Source organism: Deltaproteobacteria bacterium (assembly GCA_028818775.1).
Classification (GTDB): Bacteria; Desulfobacterota; Binatia; order UBA9968; family JAJDTQ01; genus JAJDTQ01.
This window is the reverse complement of the sequence record JAPPNE010000081.1, coordinates 1-20,469: the sequence shown is the minus strand read 5'-3', so window position 1 is coordinate 20,469 and position 20,469 is coordinate 1. Positions and strand designations below refer to the sequence as shown.

The 20,469-nt window shown below is 64.2% G+C and carries 19 protein-coding genes and 1 pseudogene; 14 read left to right on the top strand and 6 right to left on the bottom strand.

What is annotated here, in order from left to right; all coding sequences use genetic code 11:
* Window positions 1-8 precede the first annotated feature (8 nt).
* The 3 genes from nuoC to ndhC all read right to left on the bottom strand — a co-directional run bounded on the left by nuoC (window position 9) and on the right by ndhC (window position 2,982).
* Entirely contained in the window at window positions 9-1,757 is a 1,749-nt protein-coding gene (nuoC, locus tag OXU42_09715) for an NADH-quinone oxidoreductase subunit C/D (protein MDE0029661.1), read from the bottom strand.
* Between the two features lie 188 nt (window positions 1,758-1,945).
* Entirely contained in the window at window positions 1,946-2,575 is a 630-nt protein-coding gene (locus OXU42_09710; GenBank protein MDE0029660.1) for an NADH-quinone oxidoreductase subunit B, read from the bottom strand.
* A complete protein-coding gene (gene ndhC, locus OXU42_09705; protein MDE0029659.1) occupies window positions 2,575-2,982 on the bottom strand; it encodes an NADH-quinone oxidoreductase subunit A in 408 nt (135 codons plus the stop codon). The genes OXU42_09710 and ndhC overlap by 1 nt, the downstream gene beginning before the upstream one ends.
* A 493-nt stretch (window positions 2,983-3,475) precedes the next feature.
* On the opposite strand from ndhC, the gene OXU42_09700 reads away from it, so the two are divergent.
* From OXU42_09700 to OXU42_09655, 10 genes and pseudogenes are all read left to right on the top strand, one after another.
* Window positions 3,476-4,864: an ATP-binding protein gene (locus OXU42_09700; GenBank protein ID MDE0029658.1), complete on the top strand. Its 1,389-nt coding sequence runs from the start codon at window positions 3,476-3,478 to the stop codon at window positions 4,862-4,864.
* Between the two features lie 133 nt (window positions 4,865-4,997).
* Entirely contained in the window at window positions 4,998-5,246 is a 249-nt protein-coding gene (locus tag OXU42_09695; GenBank protein MDE0029657.1) for a CDGSH iron-sulfur domain-containing protein, read from the top strand.
* A 33-nt stretch (window positions 5,247-5,279) separates the two neighbouring features.
* The gene (locus OXU42_09690) at window positions 5,280-5,666 is read left to right on the top strand and encodes a cupin domain-containing protein (protein ID MDE0029656.1); all 387 of its coding nucleotides are present in this window, start codon (window positions 5,280-5,282) and stop codon (window positions 5,664-5,666) included.
* Window positions 5,667-5,791: 125 nt separating this feature from the next.
* Window positions 5,792-5,962: pseudogene (locus OXU42_09685) on the top strand (glutathione S-transferase N-terminal domain-containing protein).
* A gap of 21 nt (window positions 5,963-5,983) precedes the next feature.
* Window positions 5,984-6,310 carry a glutathione binding-like protein gene (locus OXU42_09680; protein ID MDE0029655.1) on the top strand — a complete coding sequence of 109 codons (327 nt, stop codon included), beginning with the start codon at window positions 5,984-5,986 and terminating at the stop codon, window positions 6,308-6,310.
* Window positions 6,311-6,395: 85 nt separating this feature from the next.
* A complete protein-coding gene (gene larE, locus OXU42_09675) occupies window positions 6,396-7,271 on the top strand; it encodes an ATP-dependent sacrificial sulfur transferase LarE (protein ID MDE0029654.1) in 876 nt (291 codons plus the stop codon).
* A 338-nt stretch (window positions 7,272-7,609) separates the two neighbouring features.
* Window positions 7,610-9,010 (top strand): ImmA/IrrE family metallo-endopeptidase, encoded by a 1,401-nt coding sequence (locus OXU42_09670; protein ID MDE0029653.1) that lies wholly within the window; start codon window positions 7,610-7,612, stop codon window positions 9,008-9,010.
* Window positions 9,011-9,076: 66 nt separating this feature from the next.
* Window positions 9,077-9,598 (top strand): hypothetical protein, encoded by a 522-nt coding sequence (locus tag OXU42_09665; GenBank protein ID MDE0029652.1) that lies wholly within the window; start codon window positions 9,077-9,079, stop codon window positions 9,596-9,598.
* 383 nt (window positions 9,599-9,981) lie between these two features.
* Window positions 9,982-10,902: a hypothetical protein gene (locus tag OXU42_09660; protein ID MDE0029651.1), complete on the top strand. Its 921-nt coding sequence runs from the start codon at window positions 9,982-9,984 to the stop codon at window positions 10,900-10,902.
* A gap of 189 nt (window positions 10,903-11,091) precedes the next feature.
* Entirely contained in the window at window positions 11,092-12,129 is a 1,038-nt protein-coding gene (locus OXU42_09655) for a hypothetical protein (protein MDE0029650.1), read from the top strand.
* Between the two features lie 24 nt (window positions 12,130-12,153).
* Here OXU42_09655 and OXU42_09650 read toward each other — a convergent pair whose 3' ends face one another.
* Complete coding sequence (locus tag OXU42_09650; protein ID MDE0029649.1) at window positions 12,154-12,609, bottom strand: VOC family protein; 456 nt, start codon at window positions 12,607-12,609, stop codon at window positions 12,154-12,156.
* A gap of 14 nt (window positions 12,610-12,623) precedes the next feature.
* Entirely contained in the window at window positions 12,624-13,679 is a 1,056-nt protein-coding gene (locus OXU42_09645; protein MDE0029648.1) for a cupin domain-containing protein, read from the bottom strand.
* Window positions 13,680-13,805: 126 nt separating this feature from the next.
* Here OXU42_09645 and OXU42_09640 point away from each other — a divergent pair, with 126 nt between their 5' ends.
* The gene (locus tag OXU42_09640) at window positions 13,806-15,860 is read left to right on the top strand and encodes a S9 family peptidase (protein ID MDE0029647.1); all 2,055 of its coding nucleotides are present in this window, start codon (window positions 13,806-13,808) and stop codon (window positions 15,858-15,860) included.
* A gap of 72 nt (window positions 15,861-15,932) precedes the next feature.
* On the opposite strand, the gene OXU42_09635 is transcribed toward OXU42_09640, so the two are convergent.
* Window positions 15,933-16,880: a cupin domain-containing protein gene (locus tag OXU42_09635; GenBank protein ID MDE0029646.1), complete on the bottom strand. Its 948-nt coding sequence runs from the start codon at window positions 16,878-16,880 to the stop codon at window positions 15,933-15,935.
* A 185-nt stretch (window positions 16,881-17,065) separates the two neighbouring features.
* Between OXU42_09635 and OXU42_09630 the strand changes: the two genes are divergently transcribed.
* The 3 genes from OXU42_09630 (at window position 17,066) to OXU42_09620 (ending at window position 20,404) form a co-directional block, all read left to right on the top strand.
* Window positions 17,066-18,028: a LytTR family DNA-binding domain-containing protein gene (locus OXU42_09630; GenBank protein ID MDE0029645.1), complete on the top strand. Its 963-nt coding sequence runs from the start codon at window positions 17,066-17,068 to the stop codon at window positions 18,026-18,028.
* Between the two features lie 378 nt (window positions 18,029-18,406).
* Window positions 18,407-19,396 (top strand): LLM class flavin-dependent oxidoreductase, encoded by a 990-nt coding sequence (locus OXU42_09625; GenBank protein MDE0029644.1) that lies wholly within the window; start codon window positions 18,407-18,409, stop codon window positions 19,394-19,396.
* 93 nt (window positions 19,397-19,489) lie between these two features.
* Window positions 19,490-20,404, top strand: coding sequence for an alpha/beta hydrolase (locus OXU42_09620; GenBank protein ID MDE0029643.1), 915 nt, complete (start codon window positions 19,490-19,492; stop codon window positions 20,402-20,404).
* The last annotated feature ends 65 nt before the right edge of the window (window positions 20,405-20,469 follow it).

Here is a 20,469-nt window from a genome sequence, read left to right as displayed (position 1 = left end):
CGCGTCCTTCATCGGTCTATGTCCGCCAGCACGAAGTCGATGCTGCCCAGGATCGCCAGCAGGTCCGGCACCATGACGCCGCGGCTCATGAGCGGGATCATCTGCATGTGGGCGAAGGACGGCGTGCGGATGCGCACCCGGTACGGGATGGTGCCGCCGTCGCTCACCAGGCGGTAGCCGTTGTTGCCCTTGGTGGCCTCGATGCCCACGAAGGATTCCCCGGCCGGGATCACCGGCCCCCAGCTCACGCTCAGGAAGTGGTTGATGAGCGTCTCGATGTCGTGCATCGTGCGCTCCTTGCGCGGCGGCGTGGCCAGGGGATGATCCGACTTGTAGTGCCCGGCGGGCATGTTCTTGAGACACTGGTCGATGATGCGCAGGCTCTGGCGTATCTCCTCGACGCGCACCAGCGCGCGGTCGTAGCAGTCGCCCTTCCGGGCGATGGGAACGTCGAAGTCGAACTGGTCGTAGCCCGAGTAGGGCCGCTTCTTGCGGAAGTCCCACTCGTAGCCGCAGGCGCGGAGGCCGGGGCCGGTGACGCCCCAGTCGATGGCCTCCTCCGCGGTGTACGCGCCGATGCCCTGGGTGCGCGCCTTGAAGATGCGGTTCTGCATCACGATCTTGTCGTATTCCGCGAGCCGGTCCGGCATGTAGTTGACAAAGTCCCGCACCATGGCCTGCCAGCCCTTGGGCAGGTCGTGGGCCACGCCGCCGATGCGGAACCAGCTCGGATGCATGCGTCCGCCGCACACCGCCTGGACGATGTCGAAGATGCGCTCGCGGTCGTTGAACGTGTAGAACACCGCGGAGAGAGAGCCCACGTCCTGGGCGAAGGTGCCGTACCACACCAGGTGGCTGGCGATGCGGAACAGCTCGCACATCATCACGCGGATCACCTGGGCGCGGTGCGGCACGTCGATGCCGGCCAACTGCTCCACCGACAGGACGTAGGCCAGGTTGTTCATGACCCCGCCGAGGTAGTCGATACGGTCGGTGTAGGGGATGAACGAGTGCCACGACTGGCGCTCGCCCATCTTCTCGGCGCCGCGGTGGTGGAAGCCGATCTCGGGCAGGCAGTCGACGATCTCCTCGCCGTCGAGCTGCAGGATGATGCGGATGACCCCATGGGTGCCGGGGTGTTGCGGGCCGACGTTCAGGAACATGAAGTCCGACCCCTCGCGGGTGCGCTTCATGCCCCAGTCCTCCGGGCGGAAGCGCAGCGCCTCCTGCTCCCGGTCCTGACGTTCGTCGGGAAGCTGGAACGGACCCATCTCCGTGGCCCGGGCCGGATGCTCCTTGCGCAGCGGGTGGCCCTCCCAAGTGAGCGGCATGAGAATGCGGCGCAGCGCCGGGTGTCCGTCGAAGCGCACGCCGAACATGTCCCACACCTCGCGCTCGTACCAGTTGGCCGAGGGCCACAGACCGGTGGCCGTGGGCAGCGCGGCGTCGCCGTCCGGCAGCGCCACCTTGATGCACAGGTCCTCGTTCCGCTCGTAGGAAAGGAGATGGTAAAGGACGGTGAAATCGCTCTCGGGCTGGCCGTCGCGGTGCTTGCGGAAGCGCTCGTCGATGGCGGTGAGGTCGTACAGCGTGCCGAAGGGGCGCGGCACCTCGGTCTTGAGAAACCTCAGGAAAGCCGGGAGGTTGTCCCGTGACGTCCACAGGGTGGGAAAGCCGGAACGGGTCTCCTGCACCGTGAAGGCATCGGCGCCGAAGCGGCCTTCGAGCTCCGCGACCGCGGCGGGGGCGTCACTCATGGCTAGTGTCCTGTCCCACAAATGGCGTCATGAATCTGCGGGTCCTTTTCGCCGTCGGCTGCGTTACGTCACCCTCGGGCTTGACCCAGGGGTCTTCCTCGCGTGGTGCCCGCCACTGCTCGTCATCGCGCCTTGCCGACGACAAAAATGCCCGCGCATCTTCACAACGCCATTTGTGAGACAGGACACTAGACTTCGTCCGGCGTGCGCAGGCTCGTGGCGCGAACCCGGTCGGGCCGCTTGACGTCGCGCATGGCGGGCAGCACCGCCTTCTCCACGCCCTGGGGACCCACCATCCAGCTCAGGGGCCGGCGCTCGTTGCCCACGGCCTTCTGCAACAGGGTCAACGCCTCCAGGAAGGCCCAGGGAGCGGGCGGGCATCCCGGCACATACACGTCCACGGGAAGGATCTTGTCCACCCCCTGGACCACACTGTAGATGTCGTACATGCCGCCGGAGTTGGCGCACGCGCCCATGGAGATCACCCAGCGGGGCTCCATCATCTGCTCGTACAGGCGCCGCACCACCGGCGCCATCTTGATGAAGGGGGTGCCGGCGATCACGATGACGTCCGCCTCCCGCGGCGTGCCGCGGATGACCTCGGCGCCGAAGCGGGCGACGTCGAACTTGCTGGTGAGGCTCGTGGCCATTTCCACGAAGCAGCAGGAGAGCCCGAAGTGGAACGGCCACATGGAGTTCTTGCGCCCCCACCGCACCAAGTCCTCGAGGCGCGCCATCACCAGAAGCCGCCGTATGGCGTCGTCGAAGGCGCCCCTCTGCGGCTCCGCGGCCTGGGGTTTGGACAGCGACCATTGCATCAAGTGCCGATCCTTTCCCGACCGGCCTTGGCCCGCCTCAGACGGATGGGCTCCCAGTCGAGCGCGCCCATGCGGTATTCGTAGATCAGCGCCACCACCAGAATCGCCACGAACACCACCATGCCGGCGTAGCCGGCCCAGCCCACCTCCTCGTATGCCACGGCGTAGGCGAAGATGAATACCGCTTCGAGGTCGAAGATCACGAACAGCATCGCGACGATGTAGAACTTCACCGACAGGCGCACGCGCGCCGAGCCGGTGGAGAGGATGCCCGACTCGTACGGCTGCCCGGTGGCGCGGTCCTTGTGCCGCTCGCCCAGGACGAACGACAACCCGATCATGCTTCCCGCCACAACGAGAGCAATCAGAAAGTACAGACCCAGCGGCCAGAGCGTCTCGCTACCCATGGTCAATCGGTCACAATGCCGCGCACGGTCCTGTCAGGAGAGTCATGCGGAGGCTGGGAAGGCAGCGTAATATATGGGTTGAGGGGTGTCAACTAAGGGCACCCACGACAACTTCAGGGCACGAAAGGCCGACCCGTCATTCCCGTGAAACAGGCTGTGTCAAACCCCATCTGAGAAAGGCAACAACCCCCTGAATCGTCATTCCCGCGAAAGCGGGAATCCAGGGGTGAGGAGGTCGGCCAACACTCCCGCCGCACGGTGAAGCCTTCTCGGGCCTGGGACGCCCCGCCTTCTGGAACCGGAGGCCATTCGTGCGCGGTTGAACGAGATCTTCCGAAAGGCGGTGTCAGGCCAAGTGGATACCGAGGCCGGCGCGTCAGCCTGAAAGACAACCGGGAGGCTTCGTCTTCGGGGCTGGTGGATTCGCTGAAATATGTCAGCGCTTCTTGATTATTATGTTGAATAACATAATGTTTTTCAGCATAATAAGACAATGCAGTTCCTCGACCGTCGCCACGAAATGGAGCGGCTGGACCATGTGTTGTCCCGGGCCGGCGCTTTCGCGGTCATCTGGGGACGCCGGCGGATCGGGAAATCGCGATTGCTCATCGAGTGGTCGCAGGGTCACGACGGCCTGTATACGGTGGCGGATCAGTCGTCCTCGCCCGTGCAGCGGCGCTACTTGGCGACGGCCGTCGCTGAACGATTCCCGGGGTTTGCCGACGTCGAGTACCCGGACTGGCGCTCGTTTTTAACGCGGGTTTCGGCCGAGGCTGACCGCGCCGGCTGGGAGGGGCCGTGGGTGCTCGACGAGCTGCCCTATCTGATCGAGGCGGACCCCGCGCTGCCCGGAGTCTTGCAGAACTGGCTGGACCGCCCGGAGCGGCGGTTGCGGCTGGCCGTGTGCGGATCGAGTCAGCGCATGATGCACAGCGTGATACTCGACTCCACGGCGCCGCTCTACGGCCGGGCTGCCGAAGCCTTTGCGGTCGGCCCCTTGCCGCCGGGGCATCTCGCCGAGGCTTTCCCCTTCGACAGGCATCGCGACCTGGTGACCGTCTATGCGCTATGGGGAGGCATACCTCGCTACTGGGAGCTTGCCGAACCGTTCGGAAACGACATCGAAGCCGCGTTGGACGCTCTGGTTCTCGACCCCGCGGGTCCGCTTCATGGAGAACCTGATCGGCTGTTGCGGGAGGAGACCCCTCCGGCCACGGCGTTGCGCCCCTTGCTGGACGTCATCGGCAACGGGGCGCACCGGGTCAGCGAGATCGCGGGCCGTCTCGGCAAGCCGGCTTCCAGTCTGTCGCGGCCACTCGCCTCACTCGCGGAGATGGGTCTCGTACGCCGCGACACGCCGTTCGGAACCGACCCGAAGTCCGGCAAACGCAGCCTCTACCGAATCGACGATCCCTTTCTGCGCCTGTGGTTCCGGGTAGTCGCCCCGCATCGGGCGGCCCTGGCCGCCGCGCCCCCGGAGACGCGGCTCGCGTACTGGCAGCGGCACCGGCGCGGCCTTGAGGCTCTTGCCTGGGAGGAGCTGTGCCGCAGCGCGGTGCCCCTTCTTCACCGTTCCGATACGACCCTGGGCCGGCTGGGTCCGTGGGAGCCGGCGCTGCGATACTGGCGCGGCAACGCCCCGGAACTCGACATCGTCGCACGCTCGGTGGACGGCAAGCGACTGCTGGTGGGCGAGGCCAAGTGGACGACGCAGCCGGTCAAGGTCCCCGGCGCGGACGTACCCGTCCACCTCGGCGACCTTGCGGGAGCCGAGGATATCGAGCTGCACCAGGCGCTGTTCGTTCCGGAGCGGATGCCCGAGGACACTGAGCACCGTCTCCATGTCGTCGACGCCGGTACGGTCATGGGCCTGCTGGTGTGACCGTGGCAGATACGGCACGGCCTTCGTCTGGCTCTCCGCGGCAAACTGGAGTATATGTTTGAGGCGTCGGTGGTCAGCGGATCAAGTGGTTTCCCGGTTGACCGAAGGCGCACGTACCAAGGGAGGACCTCGCATGGGTTTGGCGTACGATGATCTGATCGAGCCGGTGATCGTCCGGCAGGAGTCTCCGAGCCGGTTCTACTGCATGTGCGGGCGCACCCAGAACTTCCCGTTCTGCGACGGCTCGCACAAGGTGACGTCCATCACGCCGCGGGAGATCACCGTGGACAGGCCCCGGACCATGGCCATCTGCTCGTGCTGGCGGTCGAAGACCCGGCCCTACTGCGACGGCACCCACGGCAAGCTGGTGGCGAACAAGTAGCCGCCACCCCGGAGTCGGAAGGAGGACAGGCGCATGTACGAGGTGAAGAACCCCATCGAGGAGGCCAAGGCAAACCCGGAGGTCCGCCATCTCAAGCTGTGGCGCACGGACCTGGCCTATTACTGGACCATCAACTGCGAAGCGAACATGCAGGACGACATGCACTACCACGAAAATGACGACCATATCTTCATGGTCCTCGAAGGCCAGTGCACGGTGCGGACGCCCGAGGACGAGTTCGTCCTGAATCCCCACGACACGATCCTGCTGAAATCGGGCCAGCCTTACCAACTGTGCAACACGGGCGGAGACCGTCTGCTGCTGTTCGGCGCGGGCAACTCCCAGGTGGACGGCAAGCCGCGCACGCGGGTGCCGCGGCGCCCCAGCCATACGCCGGTGAAGGAGCCGATCATCGCATAGATTTGGAACGGGGGCAGGTTTCGAGCCCGCCCGAACGGCGGCCGGCACTGGAGCGGGCCGCGGCTTCGAAGGAGGAAGACATGTTGCGACTACTGTCCTACGGTCCTTGACCGTACGCCCACAGGACAAGGCTTGTCCTGGCAGAGAAAGACATCCCCTACGACCTGGTCGAGTGCGACCTCAAGAACAAGTCCAAAGAGCTGGTCACGCTGAACCCCTACGGCAAGGTCCCCGTGCTGGTGGACGGAGACGCGGTGATCTACGAATCGGCGGTCATCAACGAGTACCTGGACGAGAAGTTCCCCGAGGTGCCGCTGATGCCCAAGGACCTGACGAAGCGCGCCGAGGTGCGCATCTGGATCGACTTCTGCAACACCCGGCTCCAGGCCGCGGCGGGCAACATCCGCCACGACCACGAGGTCGAGAAGAACAAGAGGCGCCTGCGGGAGCACCTGGAGACGCTGGAGAAACGCATGGCCGGCCGCGACTACATCGTCGACGACTACTCGCTGGCGGACATCACCTACATCCCGTTCTTCACCCGTGAGGACTCCTACCGGACGTCCATCACCGAGGACCTGCCCAACGTCAAGCGTTGGCGCGACTCGCTGCTGGAGCGGCCGAAGGTGAAGTCGACGCCGTAGGGCGAGGACATCGGTCCTGACGTCGATGAAGGGCTCCTTCACACCACCCTTCCTGGATTCCCGCTTTCGCGGGAATGACGGAGGGGTGCGGGGGGCTCACGGAGCGGAGCTAGGGCATCACCCTTTCGAGGACGCCGAACTGGCGCAAAAGGTAACCGGGCTTCAGGCGCTGCTGCGGGAAATGGGCCACGTGGTGGTCTGTTTCTCCGGCGGCGTCGACTCCGGCTACCTGCTGGCCGAGGCGGTGAACGTACTGGGGGACAACGCCCTGGCGCTCACCGCGGTCTCTCCCAGCCTCGCGCCCGAGGAGGGAGCGGACGCCCGCGGCCTGGCGGAGAGCATCGGCGCCCGGCACCTGCTCATCGACACCTACGAACTGGACGATCCGCGCTACGCCGCCAACCCCGTCAACCGCTGCTATTTCTGCAAGACCGAACTCTACGGCAAGGCCATCGACGAGGCCGCGGCGTTGGGCATCCCGCATGTGCTCGACGGCTTCAACCTGGACGACCGCGGCGACCACCGTCCCGGCCGGAAAGCGGCGCGCGAGCGCGGCGTGCGCTCGCCGCTGGACGAGTTGGGCTTCACCAAGGCGGACATCCGCGAGGCCGCCCGGCGCATGGGGCTCCGGGTCTGGGACAAGCCCGCCCTGGCGTGCCTCTCCAGCCGATTCCCCTACGGCACCGCCATCACCCCCGAGAAGCTCACCCAGGTGAACCGCTGCGAGCGGGTGCTCCGCGAACTTGGTTTCCGCGTCCACCGGGTGCGCTACCACGACGAGCTGGCGCGCATCGAGGTGGCGCCGGACGAATTCGACAAGCTGCTGCGTCCGGACGTGCGCGAGGAGATCCTCCGGCGCTTCAAGGACGCCGGCTTCACCTACGTCAGCATCGACCTCCAGGGCTACCGCACCGGCTCCCTCAACGAGACCGTCCGGAACGAGACTACCAAGAACGCTTAGCGCAGTTCTGCTGTACCCGCCCTTCGGTTTCGCTTGGCAGCGCGAGGGAAGCAGGGAGCACAAAGACATTCCAAGCTTCGCGGGCCAGCCTCAACTCCGCGCAGACGCTTCTTGCTGTCCTCGGGACGTCACGGACCGCGAAATGGTCTCTGAATGGCTGCGGTCGGCGATTCGCCGGGGGGCTGTCGGCTCTCCGTGGGAGGGAGAATTCCCGCGTTATGTGTGGTACATGCACGGCGACACTGTCTTTGAGGCTCGGCTGGTGAACCGCGGGAGCGGTTCATACAAGGGATATCCGCTGGACATTGATGAATGGCCGAAGGGCATCGAGTCGCTCTATGCCGCCACTTAGCATTGAATTTGATTGGGTCGACGCAGAAGGGGTCAGGGGACCGGAGTTGTGCGCGACTTGGGCTTCGCTGCAGATCAAGGCCGCCGACTCGGTTGTGACCCGTGTACTGGATACCCGGGCGAAAACCGTCCGTGACTTTGTCTACGTCCCGATCTACCCCTTGGCGGAGTGGCTGGTTACCAACTGGTGGTTCCTGACACACGAGTTCGGGAGTCCCGCGAAGGAAGGAAATCCCGACTTCCATCGCCGACATTCGCTCGGCGCCAACCGAGAAGGGTATGCATTCCCCAGCCTTGATGTCGTTTCCTCCGGCTCTTGGACCCATCTCACCTGGAAACGGGACCAAAGCCCTTGGACCAAGGTAGAGTTCCTGGAACAGGGCGAACTGTGGATGGACAGCGACGAGTTTCGTGAACGTTGCGCCGACGTCATTGACCGGGTGATCCGACGGCTTGTATCTATGGGCGTCGACGGCACCTTCCTCCAGGAAGAATGGGAAGCAATCCAAACGGCGGACAAGGACGAAGCACAGTTCTGCCAAACAGCCGCCGGGTTGGGTTGGGATCCCTACGCTCTCGACGACCGCCAGTCTCACTGGGTGATCATGTTCGCAGACAGTCTGGGTAGATTGCTGGGCGAAGCCGTTCCCGCCGTCAATGCGGAAGACTCGGACGAGGAATGGTTCGGGATTGCAGACGCGTTGTGGAGGACAAAGAAACACCGGAGCCTACCTCTACACCGCATTCTATCCTTGCGTCATGAAGCCTATCCCGATGAAATCGCAGTACCATTATCCTTGGGCATCTTTCACGAACACCTTGAATTTCTCCCTGACGCACAGCCTCGGGGTGTCGGGTACCCGTGGCACGCTGGGTACAACTGCGCGCGGCGGCTCCGCCAACACCTGAATCTAGACGGCCAACCATTGCCCACCATGCCGCACTTGGCGGAAGCTCTCGGCGAAGATGCTGGTTCAATCCGCAAAGTAACCAGACCGCTGGCGGCCTCAAGCGGCTGGCCGGCGCTGGTAGACGGCATCATCACCCGCACGGACGACGGGAGCCCGGCGTTTGCTTTGCGGGCACTTCGTGGCGACAGCCAACGTTTTCATTTTTGCCGCGCCCTCGGGGAAGTCTTGCTGTCGCCGGACTTCGATACGCTGCTCACGAAGACCTACTCGGAGCGGCAACAACGCAACCGTGCCTTCGCAGCCGAGTTTCTCGCGCCCGCTTCTGGACTACGAGACAGAATCCCGCAACCTGTCGTCGATGCCGACGACATCGACGAGTTGGCGGTGGAATATGGTGTTTCGCCGTACGTCATCGAACACCAAGTCAAGAACCACCGAATCGCCCGCGTCTCCGCCGCGGTAGATCCGGCGAACTGATCAAACCCATACTTCCTGCCGCAACCCAGTCGAGCAGCACAGTAAGCCCACCCGATTTGATCAACGATGCGCTTCCTTCCGGAAGGACCAAACATCCCCGACGAGTTGCTCGAAGAACGGGACAACGGGCAGGTCGTTTTCCTGTGCGGCGCCGGGGTCTCCTATCCTTCCGGAATGCCGGATTTTCGGGATTTGGCGAAGTTCGTCGTCGAACAACTCGGTGCATCCGCCAACGCTCAGTCGCGGAAGATGCTGTCGATGTGGGAAGACAAGACGATCCCTGTCGGAGCCCGTCCCTCCCTCGATCAGATATTCAATTTGCTTCAGCAAGAATACCCCGCGAGCGAGGTTGATTACCTGATCGCCAAGAGACTCAAGACGCCGCGCGGCGCGAATTTGTCGACTCATGAGACGGTCCTTCGCTTGTCACGGAGCAGCAACGGCAAGCCTCAGATCGTCACTACCAACTTCGATCGCCTGTTCGAAAAAGCCGGCCAACAAAGATTGAAGACCCACGTCGCGCCTGCGCTACCGGATCTGACCGGCATGCAGTCATTCGACGGCATGTCTATCTCCACGGACGGATAGACAACAGGATCAACCGCGGCGAGGGTCGCCAAAATCTCGTCGTCAGCAGTTCTGACTTCGGGCGGGCGTACTTGGCGGAGGGTTGGGCCACCCGTTTCGTAAGCGCCCTGCTCGACCAGTATATCGTCGTACTGCTTGGGTACTCCGCCAATGATCCACCGGTGAGATACCTCCTTCAAGGCCTTCACGCTGGCGGACAAGGTCGTGCCGTTAGACTCTTTGCATTCGACAGCGGTGCCCAGGAAGAAGTCCAGCCTCGCTGGCGTGACAGCGGAGTCCGCGCTCTAGCCTACCCCTCTACGGACAGCCATACGGCACTGTGGAGCACTCTTTCTGCTTGGGCGGATCGAGCAGACGATCCCTTGGCTTGGCGCCGGACGGTCGTGGATCTCGCAAGAAGGGGGCCGCGAAAACTCTCCCCGCATGAACGTGGTCAGGTCGCGTCACTCGTCAGAACTGACGTTGGTGCCAAGCTGTTCGCGGATGCCGATCGGCCACCCTCCGGCGAATGGCTTTGCGTGTTTGACCACCGTGTCCGGTACGGCGACATTGGTCGCGATCCCGTCGGTGCACAACCGGACTTTGATCCTCTCCTGGAGTATGGCCTTGACGATGACCCAGCTCGTCCGGCCAACTCCACGGTTCCGTCCGAGCCCCCCTCTCTGTTCTCATTACTGAAGCCGCACTTCTTGAACGTGTTCGCCCATGCGTCGAGATGGGGTTGGTCGGACGAGGCATTTCTCCGCCTTCACGAGTTTCTCGTCCTGGCATGTTTTTGGCGACGGAAGAATTCGGCGTACGTCTCTTACGACGAAGCTCGTCGTGCGCTTCAAGAAACTAATGACGCGGGGCGTGCGCACAGCATCGACTTCCTTAACCACACGGTGCTCGACGGCGACCCGAAGAAGTGGCGCCGCTTTGGCAAGCCTTTCGTAGAAAAGGCTTGTCCACGGGAGGATCGCTTTCGGACGGAAGAGACATCGCGTCGATTCGCGGATCTCGTGGAAAACGCTGGAGACATGTTCCCGGAGGTGGTTCGTACCATATCGCCACATCTCATCCCGATCCGTAAGGGCGGCCTGTTTGCCATTCCCCTGGGCCAGGGAGACTTGGCGGCGGACGACGCGCCGGCAACGCGTTTCCCGGATGCCACGCTGGCCCTTATTGACAAGCTGGTTCCGGACGATCCCGATCAAGTACCTTACAAGCTGGATCTCGTCGTCGAGGCAATCGGGGAGGCAAAACCCAGTCTGCGCCAAGACAGTCGTTGGCGTCGGCTGAGCCGCGTCGTCCTGAACCCCTGATCTTGTTCATTCAAAGGGTAGTTCGCGAACGTACCGCCCAAGTCTCGGAAGAGGCGGTCACCCCCATGCCCAGTACTCAAAGGCTTAATGGCCGCGTGAACACCGCAGGTTGACACACGAAAAGCACGCTGTTACGGGTAGCCGGTCCAATCGGGCGCAAGACCGGAAATTACTCCAAGGAGGTTGCCGATGATTCGCATGATCATGTCGCTGGCCGTGGTGCTGGGGCTCGTCCTGGGCCATGCCGCGGTGGGGGCGGAGGAATTCTACAAGGGCAAGAACCTGCGCATGCTGGTGGGCTTCTCGCCGGGCGGGGGCTACGACACCTACACCCGTTTCGTCGCCCGCTACATCAGGCAGTACATTCCAGGGAGTCCGACCCCGGTGGTGCAGAACCTGCCCGGCGCGGGGAGCCTGGTGACGGCGAATTTCATCTACAAGAAGGCCAAACCCGACGGGCTGACCTTGGGGGTGTGGAGTCCGGGACTGGTGCTGGCCCACGCCATGGGCGACAAGAAGGTGAAGATCGTTCCCCGGCGTTTCGAGATCATCGGGGTGCCGACGCGGGACGCGGTGGCGTGCGCGATCATGGGGCGCACCGGACTCAAGACACTGGACGACATCGTCAAGTCGGGGCGGGAGCTCAAGATGGGCGGCACACGCGCCCCGGGGATCACCACCGACCCGTTTCTGTTCCTGAACCGGGACCTGGGCACCAAGTTCAAGAGCATCACGGGGTACGGCGGCACCGCCCGGGTGCGGTTGGCCATGGACAAGGGCGAGGTGGACGGCGCGTGCTGGACCTGGGACTCCATGAGGATCACGGCCCGCAGCATGCTCGACAACACCGGCGACAGGAAGCTCATTCCGTTCATCATCGCCCAGCGGCGCGGCAACCCCGAGGTCAAGGACCTGCCGCTGTTCCAGGATGTGTTGACCGGCAAGAACCTGGAGGCGTTCAAGGTCTGGAACCTGCAGAACGGCATCACGCGCATCTTCACGCTGCCGCCGGGCACGCCCAAGGACCGGGTCGCGATCCTGCAAAAGGCGTTCAAGTCCGTGACGGAGAATTCCGCCTTCCTCGCCGATGCCAAGAAAGCGGACCTCGCGGTCGACTACGTGTCGCCCGAGGAGATCCGCAAGGCATTGATCGGTTTCGACACCATGGCGCCGGACATCCGCGAGTACCTGCAAATCCTGACGGGTTTCAAGAAGCCGAAACCCTGAAGACGGGCTTGGTGGCGCCGGACGTCAGTTCGGCGCCATCCCCTTCTTGGTGAGTTCCTCGACGGCGCCAGTCGTCTTCTTCAGTCCGCCGAGGCCCATGCCGTTGAGCACGTTGGGCGCCTTGGAGAACTGGACGTCGTCATAGGGCACCACCTCGATGCGGTTGCCCCAGGGGTCGCGGAAGTTGAGGCGCTGGTCCAGGGGCTCGACGCCGAGGCGATCGAGGGCGGCGCGCACCGGCTCCCGGTCGTCTACCACGAAACCGAAGTGGCGCTTCCCGTCGGCCTCCTGGGTCTTGCCCAGGCTCAACTGGATGAACTGGTCGCCGAGGTCGATGAAGGCGTTGTGGTCGCTCCGGCCGCGCAGGGTGAAGTCGAAGATGGCGCCGTAGAACTCCAACGCCTCGTCCAGGTCCCCTACCTCCAGAACCACGTGGTTGATGCCCATGGCACGGGCTTTCCTGGGCGTGCTCTCGCTCATGACTGCTCCTTTCGTCACATCCGTGCCGTGACGCCGTTGCGCGCGCACTCGTCTTCGTACATCTGCCGCAACGCCCGGTCCTCGTCCTCGAACTCGATCTGCTCGACGCCCCGCTCCTCGCCCTGAACGGCGGTGGAGGCGTGCAGGGCCACGAACCGGCAGGGCTCGGGGCCCGTGTTGTAGTGCTGGTGCCAGCTCCCCGCCGGCGGCGACATCACCGTGCCTTCCTGCCAGTCGAAGCGCTGGGGCTTCTCGCCCTCCTGCCACATGAGCGAGTAGCCCGTGGAGTCGAGCATGTAGATGTGGGCGCCGGGGCCGTGCCGGTGGGCCTTCTTGTAGGTCCCCACCGGGAACTGCGAGACGTGGGCGAGCATGGTGCTGCCGGCCATGTGGATGTACATGTTGCGGTTGCCCTTGCCGCGCTTCTCCCGCGGCACCAGCTTGATGTCGCGGATGTTGCTGATGAAGTTGTTCTCCAGGATGCCGCCGTAATAGTCGGTGTTGTACTTCCCGTCGCGGCTGAAGAAGTCCTCCTGGGCCGGGTCGAAGCGGTCCTTGAAGACGTGGTCCGTGTTGAAGATGAAGCCCGGGTCCCGGTAGAGCTCGAACACCACCGGGGCGCTGGTGAGGGCGAAGTAGCGCGCCGGTTCCCGGCCGCTGGCGTTGAAGTGCTGGTGCCAGGCGTTCAGCGGGATGGCGAACAGGCTCCCGGTTTCCCACTCGAAGGTGCGCTTGCGCGCCTCATCGTACCACACCGTGGTCGCGCCGCGCCCTTGGGTGATGAGCACGATCTCCTCGAACAGGTGCCGCTGGGGCTCGAGGCTTGCCCCCGCGGCGATCTCGCACACGTAGCCGTCGGCCACGCGCTGGTCCGAGAACGACAGGTAGGCGCCCTTGCCGCCACGGCGCGGCCACGCGCCCAACTCCATGCGGCGCACGTCCTGGACGTGGGAGCCGCTCACCACCGGCAACCCCTCGGACTCGATCCAGCGGTCATACGCGCCGAACCGGTCGCTCATGAACTGCACGTAGGGATGGACTTCGAACTCCTTGACGGCCCTGGTCACCATGACGCCCTCCTCTCCCGGTGTCCTTTCCGGTTGCGCACAGGCCAGACGCGACACTACAGCCTTTGGCGACGGAATGCGAGAGCGCGCCGCGTTCGTGGGCGCGGCGAATTCTGCTAAGGTGGACGCATGGAACGCACCCTCAATCCACCCACCGCCAAGATCGTTCCCAAGAGACTCGAGCAACACGGTCACGTGCGCACCGACGACTATTACTGGCTGCGGGAACGGGACAACCCCGACACCGTGACCTATCTGGAGGCGGAAAACGCCCACACCAAGGAGGTCATGGCCCACGTCCAGGGGCTTGAGGAGTCCCTGTTCGAGGAGATCAAGGGACGCATCAAGCAGACGGACATGTCCGTGCCCTACCGGCGGGACGACTACTACTATTACACCCGTTTCGAGGAGGGCCGGGAGTATCCGCTGTACGCGCGCAAGCGCGAGTCCCTGGAGAACCCGGAAGAGCTGATGCTCGACGTCAACACGCTCGCCGAGGGCCACGAGTTCTTCTCGGTGGGGAGGATCGCGGTGAGCTTCGGGCAGGATCTGCTGGCGTACACGGAGGATACCCAGGGGCGGCGCATCTACACCATCCGTTTCAAGGACCTCGCCACCGGCGAGACGCTGCCCGACGTCATCCCGGAGGTGACCAGCAACGTCACCTGGGCCAACGACGACCGCACCCTCTTCTACGCCAAGCAGGACCCCGAGACCCTGCGCTCGTGCCGCATCTACCGCCACGTGCTGGGAACCGATCCGGCGGAGGACGTGCTCGTCTACGAGGAGGCCGACGACACCTTCTCGGCCCACGTGTTCAAGACGAAGTCCAAGCGATACCTGATGATCGTCTCCTCCCAGACCCTGAGCAGCGAGTACCGCTACCTGGACGCCGGCGACCCCACCGGCGCGTTCACCGTCTTCGTGCCGCGGGAACGGGGACACGAACACGCCGTGGACCACTTCGAGGACCGCTTCTTCATCCACACCAACCACGAGGCCAGGAACTTCCGGCTCGTGTCGACGCCCCTGGACCGTACCGGCAAGGAGCACTGGGAGGAAGTCATCCCGCACCGCCCCGACGTGCTGCTGGAGGGCTTCGAGGTGTTCCGCGACCACCTGGTGCTGGAGGAACGGCACGACGGGCTGATGCGCATCCGCATCATGCCGTGGGACGGCTCGTCGGAGCACTACTTGGAGTTCGGCGAGCCCGCCTACGCCGCCGGCACCAGCGTCAACCCGGAGTTCGACACCACGGTGCTGCGCTACGGCTACACCTCCATGACCACGCCCAGCTCCATCTACGACTACGACATGGTGACGCGGGAGAAGACCCTGCTCAAGCAGGAGGAGGTGCTGGGCGGTTTCGACAGCGGCGACTACCGCACCGAGCGGCTCCACGCCACCGCCGGGGACGGCGCCCGGGTGCCCATCTCGCTGGTGTACCGCAAGGGGATGGAACGGGACGGCCGCCGCCCGCTGCTCCTCTACGGCTACGGCTCCTACGGCCACAGCCTCGACGCCGGCTTCGGCTCGGCGCGCCTGAGCCTGCTCGACCGTGGCTTCGTCTTCGCCATCGCCCACATCCGCGGCGGCGAGGAGATGGGGCGGGCGTGGTACGAGGACGGCAGGCTGCTCCGGAAGAAGAACACGTTCACGGACTTCATCGCGTGCGCCGAGCACCTGGTCGAGCAGCGCTATACGTCGCGGGAACGGCTCTTCGCCATGGGCGGGAGCGCCGGCGGCCTCTTGATGGGGGCGGTGGTGAACCTGCGGCCGGACCTCTTCAAGGGGGTGGTGGCGCAGGTGCCGTTCGTGGACGTGGTCACCACCATGCTGGACCCGGACATCCCCCTCACAACGGGCGAGTACGACGAGTGGGGCAACCCCAATGACAAGGAGTTCTACGACTACATCCTGTCCTACTCGCCCTACGACAACGTCGCGGCAAGGGACTACCCGCACATGCTGGTGACCACCGGCCTGCACGACTCCCAGGTGCAGTACTGGGAGCCGGCCAAGTGGGTGGCCAGGCTGCGCGCCACCAAGACCGATGGGAACCGGCTGCTGCTCAAGACCAACATGGAAGCCGGGCACGGCGGCGCGTCCGGACGCTTCAAGCGCTACCGCGAGATCGCCCTGGAATACGCGTTTCTGCTGGATCTGGCGGGGATCGGCGAGTAGCCGCCCGCGTCGGAAACCCGCCCGGCGCGTCCGCGTGGAACGGATTGTCGCGCGGGCGGATTGACGGCCGGGCTACTTGTCCTCGTCGTCCTCGTCCATCGACATGGCCTTCAGATGCTTGTCGATGGTGGTGTACCCCTTCCACTGGTCCACCAGCCAGTAGCGGATCCCGAACTCGAAGCGCAGCTCGCGGGTCTCGCCGTCGCTGGGGTTGAAGTGCTGGTGGTGCATCATGCCCGGGGGCACGTGGACGGCGTCCCCCTGCTCCCAGGTGTACTGCTTGCCGCCGATCTCCGAGTAGCCGGCTCCCATGAGCGCGTAGAGATACGCCTCGGGGTGGGCGTGGCTGTGGCTCTTCGAACGCGGCAGCTCGACGAAGATGGAGCTGATGGCCGCGGCGGTGGCCTTGAAGCCGTTGCGGTTGCCGCTGCGGCCCATGAGGAAGTAGGTGGCGCCGTGCTTGGACTCGGCCGAAAGCTCGTGCTGGTCCTGGTGCATGGAGATGCGCCGGCCGTCTTCCGGCCAGTCCTGTGATTCTTCCGGTCCGATGGCCTCCAGCGCCGCCGAATCGTTGGGGCCGCAGTCCTCGAACTGATCCATGCGGCCCATGTAGACGGAGGCCTCCAGGTGCCAGGCGAGCCCGGATATGTACCCCACCGGGACGTCGCCGGTATTGAACAACTGGTGTTCGGAACGATAGGGCACGTGGAGGACCGTGCCCGGCCCGAAGTCATAGCGCTTCCCGTCGAGCACCATGAAACCGGTGCCGCTCTCGACGTAGATGGCTTCCTCGCCGTGGCTGTGACGCCCGGTGTGCCATCCCACGGGAATCTCCGCCCGCATCATCATGCTGCCGCCGGTAGGGAAGCCTTTCTCGGGCGCGATCATCAACGCAGCCCTGGCGTCCTGCCGCGTCTTGATCCACTCCAGCTCCTTGTGGCGCGCGACTCGCGGCGCGTTCTCGACAAACTGCTCGTTCCGTTCGGTGGCGCTCAACCATTCACTATAAAAGTCGCTCATCGTTTCCTCTCCCTGCCCGCCGCGCGGCGAGCGTGTCCGTTAACCTGTGCATTTTCTAGACGAATTCCGCTCCTACCACAAGAAGGCGGGCGGCTGCGTCCGAAATCCACTGTTGACAATAATCGATCGGTCAAATAAGTTTATCCTGAGAAGAGAAGTTTACCCCGAGAAGAGCCTTCTAGCGAATGAAGTGGTGGAACATGGGCAGTTCGTACTCTTCGTCGGTTTCGGATGATGAGGTGGACGGCGACAAGAGACATCCTTGGGAAGCCGCGTATCGCGAAGCACTAAGCCCCTATATCTTCAAGAGGGTCCTGATCCTGTTGGGTCTCTATCTGGGCGCGTACACCGTCATATGCCCCTTGGGCACGAATGAACTCACCTGGACCCAACGCACGGTCTATCTCAGCCTGTGCTCGGCCTTGTCTGTGCCCCTGTGCTACGCCGAGTACGTGGTCACGCTCTACCTCACGCGGTTCTGGAGTCCGCTGGGCATTACGCTGGCGGTTGTCGGGGCCACGTTCATCGCCACGCCGACAACCACGGCCATCGCCTACGGCGTCGACACACTGCTTTCCCCTGCAATATTGGCACGCGACGACTGGCCGACCGTGTACCTGTTCCTGACGTTTTCCGTCCTGATATGCGGGGCTGTCGTCCACTACCTGGTCAGCCAACGTTTCAAGAACGAGGCTGCCGGTGATCCGTGGACCGAGACCCTGCCCGAACCGGCCCCGACGGACACCCTCCACGGTTACACGGGGTCTCCTGTCGCGGTCGACCGGGACACCGCGGCACCCCGGTCTCCGTTTCTTCGCCGTCTGCCCGCGGACGCCGGCGAGGACGTCGTCTACCTCAAGATGAGCGACCACTACGTGGAGGTCGTCACCGCCACCGGCCATTGCACCCTGCTGATGCGTTTCGCCGACGCCATCAATGAACTGGCCAACGAGGGGATCCGCGTACACCGATCCTATTGGGTTTCGCTTCGACACGTGAGCGGCTGGACCAAGCGCAACCAACGCATGTTCCTGCAGCTCACGGGCGGACACATGGTTCCGGTCAGCCGCACGTACCTCGCCCAGACTCGCGCCGCCCTCGACCGCCCGCGGTCCCCCTCGGTGACGAGCGAGCAAGAGTGTCCGTGACCCTCACCGTCCCGCCCACAGCTCCCGGACCTGACTTCGTCGCTGCACGACCCTAAGCCTGTGCCGGCGGCTGACTTGTGATCCGGCGCGCTGGGCACACGCTTGACAGTGTTCGCGAGCGGAGTCTATAAAAAGTTTTTCGGCTCGGAACATCGTGCAGGGCGTCACTGCCGCGATGCGGTCCAACAATGCTCCTCCCCGGCCGCATTGTTCATGGTCCTTCGCAGCAACAGCATCCCCAAGTTGATGAATCGAAATGGCGCTTGACGGCGCCGTTTCGGCCAATTGTTTCCGGCGAGCCGGTTGCGGGGACGGGTGAGCGTCCCTCCCCGAGCCAGCCAAGTCAATATCCAAAGGAAGCCGCAAGGAGGTTTGAGCATGGCGACGAAACTGAAGTTCGGACTGTTGCTGCCCCATTTCGGGGATCAGGGATCGGTGGAGAAGTGCATCGAGGGATCGAAGCTGGCCGAGTCGTTGGGATTCGACTCCGTCTGGGTCCGTGACCACCTGGTCTTCGAGCCCCACGGCATGGAGGGCACGGACAACACCCATATCGAATGCGTCGCGATCCTGTCGGCGATTTCGTCGGTGTGCAAGAAGCTGATCCTGGGGACCGGTACGATGATCTCCCACCGCCACCCCATCCACCTCGCCCAGTGCATGGCGGCCCTGAGCGTCCTGGCCGACGGCAAGGTAATCATGGGCATCGGCGCGGGAACGTTCCAGCACGAGTTCGCCGCGGCGGGGCTCAAGAACACCCGCGAGGACCGCTTCAACATGGCCAAGGTCAACTCCAACCTCGTGCGTCGGCTGTGGGCCGGCGAAAAGGTGAACTACGAGGACGAGTACTACTCCTTCGAGGACGTCGAGCTGAAGCCCACGCCCCTGGCCCCCATCCCCATCTGGTACGGTGGCGGCACCCCGGCCTCGTGCCGGCGCGCCGTGGACTACTGCGACGGGTGGATGCCCGGACGGATCCCGCTGGCTACGTTCCACAAGTGCATCAAGTACCTGCACGACCTGTGCGACAAGGCCGGCAAGCCCATGGTGACCACCGGGGCCATCCCCATCACCAGCATCGCCAAGGACAAGGACACCGCGGTGAGCAAGGTCAACGCGCCCGGTCTCATCAACGAGGGCAACAAGAAGCCCACCTGGGTCAAGCCCGCGTCCGGGACCTTCTCCGAGCTCAAGGACATCGAGGGACTGCTGCTGGCGGGCACGCCGGAGGACATCGTCCGCGATACGCAGCGTTACGAGGAAGGCGGTCTCAACCACATCGTCTACGACCTCCGGTTCCGCTACGAGGACTGGTACGAGCAGATCGAGCTGCTGGGCAAGGAAGTCCTGCCGGCGGTGCGCGCCTAGGCGGAGGAGTCGGGGTCCGGAAGCCCGCGGCTGGGGGCGCCGTGCCGGCGACCGGCGCGTCGCCCCCGACCGGAGGCTCCCTGGGAGAACCACATGCGAACAGAGGACGTCTACTTCTACAGCGAAGGCTACAAGGTCCACGGGACCCTTTACCTGCCCGACGGCGACCAGGGAAAGCCCTGGCCGGGCATCGTCCAGGGTCCGGGCTTTCTGGGACTCAAGGACGCCAAGCACTACATCCTGATGTTCGAGCGGTTGTGCGAGGCGGGCTACGCGTGCCTGTGCTTCGACTACCGCGGCTGGGGGCAGAGCGAGGGCCCGCAGAAGGGCTGGGTCATGCCCACCTGGCAAGCCGAGGACATCCGCAACGCCATCACCTACATGGAGACCCGCGACGACGTGGACTCCGACCGCATCGCCACCTACGGCTCCGGCGGCACCGGCGGCGGCAACGCCGTGCTGGTGGGCGGCACCGACGAGCGGGTCAAGGCCGTAGTGTGCTACCTCGGCGTCTGCAACGGCCGCGACTGGCTCCATTCCATGCGCCGGGAGTACGAATGGATCGACTACCTCAAGCGCATCGAGGAAGACCGCCGGCAGCGGGTGCTGAACGGTTCGGGCGAGCTGGTAGCGGCGCGCGAGGAGATCATGGTCCAGACCCCGGAGCGCAAGACCACCAACATCAAGAAGGAAGTCGCCTCCAAAATCCCCAACCAGATGCCGCTGCAGTGCGCCGACGCGATCCTGGACTACGCCCCGGAGGACGTGGTCCACAAGATCTCGCCTCGGGGCGTGCTGTTCGTCGCGGTGGAGTACGACGCCACCACGCCCGAGGAGCATTCCGTCCGCATGTACGAGAAGGCGGGCGAGCCCAAGAAGCTCGTCATGCTGAAGAAGACCACCCACTACGGGGTCTACAACGACTACTTCGACCAGATCGCCGGCGGGGTGGTGGACTGGTACAACCGCCACCTGAAGTACGACCGCATCGGCATCACCGAACCCTAGGAGCACGAGGCATGGGTAAATTCGAATTCGGCATCCGGGTGCCCAACTCGGGACCGCTCTCCAGC